Origin of the sequence: Occallatibacter sp. (assembly GCF_049802275.1) — a bacterium.
Taxonomy (GTDB): domain Bacteria; phylum Acidobacteriota; class Terriglobia; order Terriglobales; family Acidobacteriaceae; genus Telmatobacter.
The window spans coordinates 1-11,893 of record NZ_JBARMD010000519.1 but is presented as its reverse complement, the minus strand read 5'-3'; the positions used below and the strand labels follow the sequence as shown (position 1 = coordinate 11,893).

Here is an 11,893-nt window from a genome sequence, read left to right as displayed (position 1 = left end):
ATGCGCTCCTCTTTGCGAGCCGAGCCGATGCCTTCGTGAAAATTGATGGCTTCGCCGATGCCCTGCTCGATGGGGAAGCTGCGCGTGCCGAGGGTTTCGAATTTGCGGATGTCGGCGCTGTGCGGGTTGGAGTTGCAGGTGAGCGGCCAGAGCTTCTCGATCTTGTCCTGCTGCACCCACATCATGCCGGTGCCGATGGGCGCGGAGAGAAACTTGTGCAGGCTGGTGCCGAAGTAGTCGCAGTGCAGGTCGGTGACCTTGAAGTCGATGAGGCCAAAGGAATGCGCGCCGTCGGCCAGCACTTCGATGTTGTGGGAGTGCGCCATGTCGGCGATCTTTGCCACGGGCATGGTCTGGCCGACCCAGTTGATCATGTGGGTGACGTGGATGAGCTTTGTGCGCGGCGTGATGGCCTGCTCGTAGGCGCGAACGATCTGGTCGTCGTCTTCAATCGGAAAGTCGAAGCTGATTTGCTTGTAGACAATGCCCTCGCGCATGGCGCGCTGGCGGTAGGCCTGAATCATGTTGGGGTAGTCCTGCTTGGTGCCGATGACTTCGTCGCCGCTCTTCAAAGGCAGCCCGTAGATGATGGTGTTGAGGGCCTCGGTGGAGTTGCGGTTGATGGCGATTTCGTCGGGCCTGGTTCCGGCGAGTTGCGCCAGTTTTTCGCGCAGCGGCTCGCGGCCCTGGTCGAGGATGCGCCACATGTAATAGGACGGACCCTCGTTGGAGAGCTGATTGTAGCGCTCGACTGCCTGCTGGACGACGATGGGTGAAGGAGACACTCCGCCGTTGTTGAGATCGATGAGGTTGGGGTTGACGGAGTATCCGCGCTGGATGACGCTCCAGTAGTCCTCGTCCTGCGCGGCAACGTCGGGACTGAGGTGCGCGATGCGCGCTCCCGCAGCGGCGAACTCGGCGGCGTGCGCCTGCTGAAAGAAGCTGTTGATGGAGAAAGCGCCGGCGAGCGTGGCTGCCTGCTTGAGGAAGGAGCGGCGGCTGTTGAGATCCATACCCAGCAATGTAGGGGCTGCGTGCCGCCGCACACAACAGAAAATTTGCCTATTTCGCGCTGGTCTCGGGTCTTGTGAGGCTGCGGATGATCTCTACTTCGCGCTGGCGGTAGGGCTTGCCATCGGGATGAAATATGTCGTGCTGCCAAACCGCGGGTTGTTCTGTTGTGTAGGGGCGCTGCCAGGAATCCCAGGGGATCCACGTCTGGCTCTTACCGGCCACCAGGCCCCAGTTGATGGCTCCGACGTGATACTGCTTCGCGAGAGGAAGTATCGTGTCAAAGGTGCTACCGATGTTACGGGCCATGTATTCCGTGCAGATGATGGGGCGATGATATTGCTCGAGCAGCTTGACGTGGGCTTCAAAGTCCTCAGGCCATCCGTAATTGTGGAAGCTGATGATGTCGGACTCGTCGATCTGGATTTTGCCGATGGGAGTCATCGTAGCGGTTGAGGTCCAATCGCCGTGCCAGACGCCGCTGGTGAGTGGCTGCGTGGGATGGGCAGAGCGCGCCCACGCAAATACCTGCGGCAGAAGTTCTGCGATGATCTCGTTTTTGTTTTTCTTTTCTCCGTTGATGTAGGAGGAATCGTTGCCGTTGTCGGGCTCGTTCCAGAGATCCCAGGCGAGGACGCGCGGGTCGTTGGCGAAGGCGCCGACTACACCCTCGACGTATTTCTCAAGGCGCGGATACTGGGCGGGGTCGGCGAGAATGTCGGCTCCGGGGGCCTGCACCCAGCCGGAGTTGTGCACACCGGGAATAGGCGGATGCTGCGGCCCGAGCTTTGGGTGGGGATCCCAACAGGAGTCGAACAAGACGAACACGGGGCGGATGTGGTGGCGTGCCGCGATGGCGAGGAACGTGTCGATGCGTTGTTGAAAGCCCTTCGGATCCTGGTCCCAGAGAAGGTTGTGCAGGAACACGCGCATGGTGTTCATGCCGATGCCTTCGGCCCATCCCAGTTCGCGGTCAATGGTGGAGGGATCGAATGTGTCGGCCTGCCACATTTCGAGTTCGTTGATTGCCGTGGAGGGAAGAAAATCTGCACCCACAGGCCAAGGCTGTTTCGCGTACCAATCGTTAGCCTGCGCTTCAGTCCAGCGCTGCTGCGCATGAAGCGGCGCGAAGGATCCAAGTGTAAAGAACAAGAACAAAACGCAGGCGAGAAAAGAATTGAAGCTGCGTGGATGAGTCTTACGGGATACGGATGAAGCGCTGCAGTTGCTCAGAAGGGCCCCCTGGTGCAGAGAATTAGCGAAGGAGTATTCTACTTCGCCTTGCTAAGGTCTGCGGCCTTGGTGCGTTCGGCAGCCGCTTCAGTGGCGCGGCCCTGGCGTTCATATGCGATCGCGAGCTGGGTATGCGCGTCGGCGAAGGTCGGATCCGCTGCAACTGACTCCTGGTAGCGCGCGATGGCGTCGGCGATCTGCCCGCGCAGCATCAGTTGATTGCCTGCGTTGAGTGCGAAGTTGGCGCGCTGGCGGCTGACTGCGCCCTGTGCGAGTACGGCTGCCTCTCTGCGGTAATCAGCGGCCTCGGTTCGCAGCTGCTTCATTTCGGTGCGCAGTTGTGCGGCTTTCGCGGTGTCGCCGGCGGATTCGGCGGCATCGGCTTCGGCGTTGAGATTGCCGGCCTGCTCTGCGAGAACTCCGGCGAGCGTGACGCGCGGACCGGGCTGGCCGGGAAGGAGGGGAATGGCTTTTCTGAGAGCGTCAGCGGCTTCAGGAAGACGCGAATCCTGTTTGAGCGTGCTGCCCAGAATGGCCCATGCGTCGCCGTTCTCAGGCCGCAGGGCTACAGCCTTCTTTAGTTCGATGACCGCGTCGTCCAGCTTGCCTAGCTGCATGTAGAGGATGCCCAGCGTGTACGGAGGATCCTGCAGGTTAGGATCCATCTGCCCAGCGCGGCTTAGCTCGGCGATCGCATCTTCCGGCCGGTCTTTGAACTTGTAGGCCAGGCCGAGATCATAATGAAGCTGCGGATCATTCGGATCGAGCGAGATTCCTTTTTGAAAATCGACGATCGCTTCGTCGAAAGCGGAAAGCTGGATGTGGCAGACACCCAGATCTTTGTAAACGGTGGGATCGTTTGGGCTCTCTGCGAGGGCGCGCTTGAAGTAATCCAGCGCTTCTTTGCCTTTGCCGGTGAGAGTGAGCGCCAAGGCAAGATTGGTGAGCGCCGAGGGATTGTGTGGTTCCACCTCAAGAGCCTTCTGGAACCACGGAATCGCTTCCTGCTGGCGGCCCAGTCTCTGCAATGCCATTGCCAGGTCTAACTGCACGCCGGTGAGCTTCGGGTCGGTCCGTATGGCAGCGTTGAACTGCTGGGCTGCGTCTTCGTCTTTCCCGGCAGCGGCGAGAGAGCGGCCGTATTGCATCAGAGCCTCGGCGTTGGGAGGATTCGTGGCAGCTGCTGTCGACAGGGTATTCACGGCATCTACGACCCTTTTCTGCGCGAGAAAAAGCAGGCCGAGGTGAATGCGTGCCTGGACATTCGAGTTGTCGAGGGAGATGGCGCGCTCGAACCGCTGCTGCGCTTCTGGCCAGTTTCCCTGCTGTGCTTCGAGAGTGCCGATCCCGTCTTCAAGATCTGAGCGAGGCCCGGTGATGGCCTCTTCTGCAACGAACTGCAGGGCAGCCTGATCCGGCTTGCCGGCTGAGGCCAGCGCGTGACCGTATGCGTCGTAGAACGAAGCGCCCAGCGCTGCTTGTCCGGGCTGCTGCGAGAGGCTCGCGGCGGACTCAAAATGAGGTATTGCCTTATCGACCCGGCCGGCCTGGACGTAAGCCAGGGCGAGATTCATTTCGATCCCCACATCGCTCGGCTTGATCTTCGCTGCAACTTCAAACTCGTGGGCGCCATCGAGAGGTCTGCCCGTTTCCACCAGAACGGCACCCAGGGCTTCGTGGCCTTCGGCGATGTTCGGCTGTAAGCGGACTACCTGGGCAAACTTGGTCCGAGCCAGCTCAAGATTGCCGTTCTGGCGAGCCGCATAGCCTTCGTGGAAGGCCGCGTCAGCTTGTCGGATGGCATCGGGTACCGGCTTTGCGGTTTGCGCCGCAGCGATGAGGGGCAGGCAGAGGAGTGCCCGGAGAGCCAGACGGAATCGGATTGCCCTGAATCGGAAGGCGGTAGCGGACATCGCTACTTCCCCGCCGGCTTTGGATCACTGCGGTGCTGAAGCTCGACCACCAGTTTGAATTCACGATTCGCGGCGTCGAGCTGGCCCGTCGCTTTGTATGCCTGCCCCAGCAGGTTATGCGTGATGTAGTTAGAAGGGTCCATCTTCTCAGCATGGTCGAGGTAGTGGATTGCCTGGATGGGCTGCTTGAGCTTGAGGAATGTTTCTCCGAGGAGAATGTAGGGGCCGGTGGCCTGCGGCTCAAGCAGGACGGCCCGGTTGAGTGCCAGTTGCGCATCTGTGTACTGACCGTTGCGCAGATAGGCGTCGCCGAGGCGATCGTAAAGGTCAGGATTGAGCGGATTGATTTTGCGTTCAGCCTCGAACTCACGAATCGCGCCCGCAGTGTCTGCACTTGACAGTGCGACCTCGCCGAGCAATTCGTGAGCCAGGGGTAGAGAGGGATTCAATGCGATCGCCTTCGCGGCTTCGACTCCAGCTTCATCCCGCAACTCGCGACGCAGGAACAGACGCCCTGCCAACAGATAAGCCTCGGCGGAATCCGGCGGAAACCCGTACTGCGCCGCAAATGCGTGGCGGGCATCATCGTAGCGCTGTGTATCGGCGTAACAGAGCGCCATGACATAGTTTGGATCGACGTTGGCTCCCTGCACGCCGGTACGCGCTTTCTCGAGGAACGGTATCGCCTCTTGAATCCGGCCCAGCCGGAACAGGCTCACGCCATGCATCTCAAGCGACTCGTGGTCGTTGGGATCCTGGTCTGCGGCTTTCGCGAAGGCATCAATTGCCTGCGGAAACAGCTCCCGCTGGTAAAAGATCATGCCTCGCAGACGCTCGACGCCGGCGGGTTCCGGACTCTGTGTGGCAAGTTGATCCAGCTGGGTCATCGCCGCGTCGAGGCGGCCTTTGCCTGCAAGATCCCTGGCCGTCTCAAACGTGACGGCGGGAGCCGAATTATCCGCAGAAGGAGAGGTGCTTTGCTGAAGCGGTCCCGGGAGTGCGTTGAGCGTAACGGGCAGAAGAAAGGCAATTGCGATTACACGAAACATGATTATCCTGATGAATCCAGTTTAACTCTGCGCAGTCTTCTGCTGCTTTAGACGAAAGCAAGCCGCTGCCTGGACGAAGGCATGGTGCGGGACAGAACAAAGAAAGAGGGGAGCCGAAGCTCCCCTCCAGGTTATTTGCGGCTCCTCGCGCGTTAGAACTGTACGCGTGCGGAGAACACTAGCTGACGAGGTCCCGGTCCGGGCTGCAGGCCGGTCATGTGACCGGTGCCGAAGATGTTGCCATCGGGACCGCCTGGGTTCATGTGGTTGAAGACGTTGAACGCATCCGTGCGGAACATCGCTACGATGCTCTCGTGAATCGGGAACGTCTTCGTGATGTTCATGTCGGTATTGAAGAACGAGGGGCCACGATAGGTGTTGGCGCCGGCGTTTCCAATCACATCGAGGCCTGGGAACGAGAACAACTGAGGCTGCGAGGTGAAGAAGTTTTTGCTGATTGTCCCGCTGGATCCGTTGCCGGCGGGGTTAGTGACTCCAGTCTTCATGTGTCCACTGGTATTCGGACGGCAGGGTGCATTGGAACCACCGGTGTTATGGTTGCAATCCTGGTTGGCGCCGAATCCGCCGCCCATGTTGACTGTGAACGGAAGCCCATTGGACCAGTTCAACGCATAGGCCAACTGCCATCCCCCAATGATCTGATTGGCAATCGCATTTGCGTTAGGAGCGAATTGTTTGCCACGACCGAACGGGAGCTCATAGCTTCCGTAGCTGGAGAACACCTGCGAACGGACGTTGCTATCCCGCATGTGACCGACATGGTGGTTCCAGGTCCAATACTGGTTGGATTCGTCCCACGCACTCGCCCACTGATAGTTGGCATTCAAAGCAAGACCCTTTGTAAAGGTCTTCGCAACCGAGACCTGCAAGGCGTTGAATTCGGTGTTCTGGTCATCGCCGTAGTAGCTGATGCTGTTTGTCCAGCCGCACATGCCAGGTGTAATGTTTGCCTCGTTGGTTGGTGTGGCGTAATTGGGGTCTCTGCAGCCTGCCAGAGTACCGCCGTAGTACCGCTTGAGGAACAGGCCGTTCTTGACTCCGCCTGAGTATCCAGCTGGGAGTACACCATCCAGGCCATTTGGATCCCAATTCAAAGTCTGACCAGTCGGGCTGTAGCTACCCGGCAGGGAGAGAGCCGATTCATTGGGGTCAGTGTTGTTGCCGTCACCATCAGCAAGTGTGTGGGTTCCCTTGTTGCCGACGTAGGCAGCAGTGATGCTCAGCGTCGGAGTGATTGCACGTTGCACGCTCAGGTTCCATGCGTCGATCGTTGGGAAATTGAGCGGGTTAGGACGAGCCTTCGGACTGACAGCATACCCTTGCGCTGGCAACAGACCGCTGGACGGTACCGTCGGGAATACATATGCCGGCGGACCTTGAGCCATCGTAAACGCCGTACCTGTCGAGGAGGAAGCAGCGACGCTCTGGTTGGCCAGAACGGGGAGATTTTGCGTGACGACGTGGCCGAAGATCGAGCCGAAGACGCCCGTATCGAAGCTGCGGCCGTAGCCAGCGCGAATGACCGTCTTGTCGTCCACCTGGTACATCACACCGATGCGAGGATCGAATCCCTTGGCCAACTGAATGGTCCAGCCCATGTCGGACGGAACCTGTCCGTACCCGGCAACGTGCATGTAGCCATCAGCAAGGTTCATGAGTGACCCGTTACCCTTGGCATTGACTGACTCTGGGAAGTACAGCTCCCAGCGGAGACCAAGGTTCAGGGTCAGGTTCTTGGATACGCGCCAGGTGTCCTGACCGTAGTAGAAGGTGCGGTTCTGGTGCTCCTTGGCGTTGGTTGACACGGAAACATAGCGACCGAACGCAGAGTTTGTGCCGTTGCCCACGTCGCCCAGCGCAAACGTTGCCCAGCCGAGGCCGTTCGTTCCGTTGGCCGAGGTCGGACCTGCACCGAAGGTCATCAGTCCTGCTCGATCCGTATCGGACGGAACGCGGAGGTTGTTGGCAAAGCGCAGGTCGACACCAACCTTGACGGTGTGGTTACCCTTGATGAATGTCCAGTTATTGACGACCTGGAACTGGCTCTCTTTCTCAGTGAGCGGGCAGTTGCAGCGGTTGATGTTGAGACCACCGCCAATGAGCGCATTGTTGGGGCCGAGACCATTGATCTGCCATCCAGGCGCACCGGACGTAAAGCTGCTGCCCGTGTTGATGCCCGGAATCCCGATGGTGTTCGCAAATTCGACACCCTGGTCATACTTGGTATCGATGACGTTGTAACGGTAGTAGCCGATACGGAAGTCGGTCAGCAGTTTCGGGCTGATCGCGATATCCATGCCCGATGCAAGACTGTCGTTGGCTCCGTTGGAATTGCCGCCGTAGCCGCCAAGGCCGAAGCCCGGACCGCCGGCATCACCGAAGAGCGTTTTGCCCGAAAGGGTATCCCAGAACCGGGAGAAGCGCCCGAAAGCGTGCATTTTCCCGTTGAAGGTCCAGTCTCCACGCACAACCCAGGAGTTGCTATTGAATAGTCCCGTGCCGCCCGCCGAGTAGTTGTTTTCAATCGATTGCAACCCCGCGTTGCCCTGGTTTGGCGCATAGTTCTTGAAGTACGCCAACAGATTAAGAGCCTGCGGAGACAGCAGCGCCGTCGGAATCACATCGGCCGCGAACGCTGCGTTATACGCCGGATTACCGGTATTGTTGGTCAGCATCTGGCCTGACTTGATGTTTCCGTTGGCCCGATAGACCGCGTCGTATTGGCTGAAGTCGCATCCCGGGATTCCCGAAGGACCAACTGTTGTCCCCAGGCAGGTGTTCAGCAATTGGGTGGTCGGTACTGAACCGGTGGCCGTGGTACCCACCTTCTGCCGCTGCGATTCCCAGTTAAAGAAGAAGAACCCTTTGTCGCGAACGACCGGACCACCGATCGATCCGCCGAAGCGGTTTTTCAATCCGGGAGGGATGGCGTTCGGACCAGGAGCCTGGTTGTATGGGTTGCGGGCCAGGTTAGCGTTGCCCGTGCGGAAGTCATAAGCACTGCCATGGAAATGGTTGGTGCCCGAACGGGTTTGCGCGGTCACGACAGCCGACACGGCTTTGCCCAGCTCGGCATCGTAGTTCTGCGTGGTGATCTTGGTTTCGGTTACCGCATCCATTGGAGGATTGATAACGATGATTCCGAGGATCGGATCCTGGTTGTCCGTGCCGTCCAGTTCGAAGGCTGTTCCGCCAAATGCCTGGCCGTTCACCTGAATCTGCTGCGATGCCTGCGGGTTTTCATCGGCGGCGTGAGACCAGCCGAGAATCTGGGCGCCTGGAAGCAGAAGTTGAAGGTTAGTGAAGTTCTGGTCGCCGACCGGAAGGCTGGAAACCTGCTGCTGGTCGAAAACGGTGGATACGTCTGCCTTTTCAGTCTTCAGAAGCGGTACGGCATCGGCATTGACGGTAACGGTGGTGCCGGTATCTGAACCGATCGTCAACTGGGGGTCGATACGAGGAGCCGTGTCGGCCTGGACAGTGATGCCCTGGGTCTCGAAAGGTTTGAAGCCTTTGGCCACAACCTTCAGGTTGTACACATCTGGGATAAGGTGCGGTACGCTGTAGTCGCCCGCCGCATTCGATGAAACCGTAACGACCGTGCCCTTAGTCACGTCTGTCACGGTAATCATGGCGTTCGGAATGACAGCGCCGCTCGCATCAGACACAGTGCCAAAGATCGATCCGTAAACCGACTGTGCACTGGCCGTCATAACGAAGAGCAAACTTGCGCAGGCAAAAAACGCCAGCACAAGTGCTGTACGAAGAAACTTGTTCATGCGGTCTCCTGAAAAGAATGCCGTTGTTCTGATCTCTTAACTTGTGATAGTTCTGCCGGCCCGTTCTTCTACTTCGACTAGTCGGCTTACAGGGCTCCCCTGCCGCAGTGGCAGGATCGCTCGATTCCCGGAGGCACTACTCCCGAACACAAATAGAGAGCGATAAATATAGAGACTCCGGAGCAAATCGAAACCTTACTGAAAGTGGCGCCCCGCTGTCAACGTGAAAAGCCGAAAATCAACGCCAGATGGGAGCGAAATCGATATGTCATTGGCGGAAAAGCTTTACCCACGGAAAGGGCGTCTAAACTCACCCGCGTGATACGCCTCACTCACCTCACTAAAGCTTGCATATAAAGCGATTTACTCGGATGGTCGCTATAACGGCGCAGATTGGCTATGTGCCGTGCAATTTGAGCAACACCGCTGAATTCGACTTTTGGCAAACAGACAAATCGGAGATCTTACCCCTATATTGCTATGACAAATATGGACGCAGCCCAGGGACGGGATTGTCACAGGTGCGCTCCTATTTGTTCACCGAACCGTCTAGATTTCTAAACTCTGTGGATGCCTTTTGTCTCCACCAAATGGTTGATTCTGAAAGGCTCTCTTTCAATCGAGGTGCCGGTCGAACAGCCTCGGAATTCCAGGTGGCCCTGGGATTTGAATACCCTATGGATAGATTGACCCGCGTGGCCTTTCGAAGCTGAGTCTAAAGAAGTTTCGCCCCGCGATTGGATTTAGGCATAGCATTCCCGACCCGAGGAGCGATCGACGGTGCGGTTGTTGTTGACTGGCTGGATGCCCCCAGGGGGGTGGGGGTCAGCGAGGGCCGCATTTCTGAGCCCCGGCGCGAATTTCCCTGGCCATGGCTTTCGCATTCTGGTTGTCCGGGGCGAACTCGATCAGCCGATCCAAGGTCGCCAAGGCCGCCGCGCGCTCTCCCAGTCCGCACTCGACCACCGCGAGGTTCATTCCCGCGCGCAGTTGGGCCGGATCGTGGTCAAAGACGGCCTTCCATAAGCGCGCGGCGTCGGCGTACTGATGCTGACCAACCCTGGCCAGAGCCAGGTCCCCCGCAGCGAGAGAGCTGTTTGGATCGGCCTCGAGCGCAATTTGATATTCCTCGATGGCGGCGTCCGACTTTCCGCTCATCTGGTAAAGAAATCCGAGTTGTGCGTGCAATTCGTGATCGCGTTTCGCTCCGCTTTCGGTGTGTTCGGCCCTCTCGAGCAGCGCCATCGCTCGCTGGCCCGCAGCCTGGTTGCCGCGCGCCGCCATTTGGGCGTAGGCCAATCCAAGGTCGCGATCATCGGCAATCATGCTGCCGACGGTTTCCAGTTCTCCGCTTGTGGCCAGGGGCAGCCGTGCGTTGCTGATGCGCTTTTTGATCCAGTGGTCTGTCACCTGTTCGTGCGCAATGTCGTTGGAAGGCGGCCGTGCCATATGACAAGCCGTGCAGTCCAGGTTTTCAGGGTGATGCTTCTCAGCAAATCCGGTTGTGTTGTGACACTGCAGGCACTTTTGCCGATAGAAGGCTATCTTTTCGTCCGGTGCAGGCGATCCGTGTGGATCGTGACATGTGGTGCATGTCAGTCGATCGCCGGACTTCCGCTTGCATTCGCTACGCAGGAGCGCCTCCCATTGGCTGGTCGCGCGACCGCCGGAGCCGTTTTCATTCCGGTACACGAAATATAGCGCGAAGTCGAACAGGTCATCGCCCGGAAAGAAATTCTCCATCTCCCTGCCGTTGCGAACGACAGCAGTCTGGCCTTCAAGATGGCAGTCGAGGCAAACCGAATCGCGCTGCACAGGTTGAAGCGCGTCGATATCCAGCATGTGCGCCTTCCCCTTCGTGGCAATATGTGCATCGCCATCGCCATGGCATTCGGTACAGGTAATGCCTCCATGGGCAAATGGCTCGCCAGCGTAGAGGTTTCGCGCCTCCGGCAACGAGTGCGCAACGTCGGATGCATGGCAGTGCAGGCACCCCGGGTCCACCGGAAGGGTCAACGGCATCTCTTGCGCAGTAAGGAAATTCGGGGCCATATCCCAGATCTGCTTTTTGGCATACCAGTTGATCGGGGATTCGAACCAGTATCCGGACTGCTCGAAGAGGTAGGTGCGGCCGCGCTTCCCCGAGCCGATGAAGTAGCGCAGTTCCTGCCGCCCTTTCAGCGCCTTGTCGGGCGATGGGCTATCGCGTTCGTAACTCAACCAGATGCGGCCGGCATCGTCGGATACGCTGTATTGCACGCCTGATGCCTGGTGAACAAAGGCACCAGGAAGAAAGCCGTCTGCCGCGGGCCCGCTTGCATTTGCCATGGGGGTGGAGCGGTAACGCTCGTAGATTTCTCGATGACAGGGCGCACAAGCAGCGTTCGGGTCGCGCAGGTCATTATCCGGGCGAGCTTGCACGCCCTTCGGGGACCAGCACAACACCAACACGGCCAAAAAACAGATTCCTGCAAAACAAACTGACTGAAGGCGGGACAGGCTCAGCACTCCGCCAGCTTTCGCTGCCGTTCTCTATCTTGCTAATGGTCGTGACGGAAAAGGAGGCTGTGAAGTTGACGTGCTTTGCGCAGCTTTCAACTGCGCCGTACCAGTTGAATAAGAACGGGCACAATTTGTCGTTTCTGTTTGATCCTGTGAAAAGCCGAATCAACGCAGCCTCAGACGCACCGGGCGGATGCACGTGAGAAAATCCGCAGCAGAAGAGCAAATTCCTGGCGACACTCGTTCGACGACACCCATAGAACGGTTCGCCGATTCAGGTGCTGACGGGATCGACGAATTTCTCCATCACCGGCCTGTACGTGAATGCCAATCACGTTCTGGTTTTTGACGATGCCACAGTCGCCGGCAAGTACTCGGATGTTTT

Annotated in this window: 6 protein-coding genes and 1 pseudogene; all 7 read right to left on the bottom strand. The window is 58.4% G+C overall.

Annotated elements, in window-relative coordinates; all coding sequences use genetic code 11:
* On the bottom strand, positions 1-1,046 hold a 1,046-nt coding region (locus WA354_RS18010), incomplete at its 3' end, for an aminotransferase class V-fold PLP-dependent enzyme (protein ID WP_472814401.1).
* Between the two features lie 16 nt (positions 1,047-1,062).
* Positions 1,063-2,163 (bottom strand): cellulase family glycosylhydrolase, encoded by a 1,101-nt coding sequence (locus tag WA354_RS18005; protein ID WP_472814400.1) that lies wholly within the window; start codon positions 2,161-2,163, stop codon positions 1,063-1,065.
* A 119-nt stretch (positions 2,164-2,282) separates the two neighbouring features.
* Complete coding sequence (locus tag WA354_RS18000) at positions 2,283-4,157, bottom strand: tetratricopeptide repeat protein (protein WP_472814399.1); 1,875 nt, start codon at positions 4,155-4,157, stop codon at positions 2,283-2,285.
* Positions 4,158-4,159: 2 nt separating this feature from the next.
* Positions 4,160-5,206: a tetratricopeptide repeat protein gene (locus WA354_RS17995; RefSeq protein WP_472814398.1), complete on the bottom strand. Its 1,047-nt coding sequence runs from the start codon at positions 5,204-5,206 to the stop codon at positions 4,160-4,162.
* Between the two features lie 152 nt (positions 5,207-5,358).
* Positions 5,359-8,346, bottom strand: coding sequence for an outer membrane beta-barrel protein (locus tag WA354_RS17990; RefSeq protein WP_472814403.1), 2,988 nt, complete (start codon positions 8,344-8,346; stop codon positions 5,359-5,361).
* Positions 8,347-8,676: 330 nt separating this feature from the next.
* Positions 8,677-8,940, bottom strand: a pseudogene (locus tag WA354_RS17985) (carboxypeptidase-like regulatory domain-containing protein); the annotation flags it as partial.
* An 891-nt stretch (positions 8,941-9,831) separates the two neighbouring features.
* Positions 9,832-11,457 carry a tetratricopeptide repeat protein gene (locus WA354_RS17980; protein ID WP_472814402.1) on the bottom strand — a complete coding sequence of 542 codons (1,626 nt, stop codon included), beginning with the start codon at positions 11,455-11,457 and terminating at the stop codon, positions 9,832-9,834.
* Positions 11,458-11,893 lie beyond the last annotated feature (436 nt).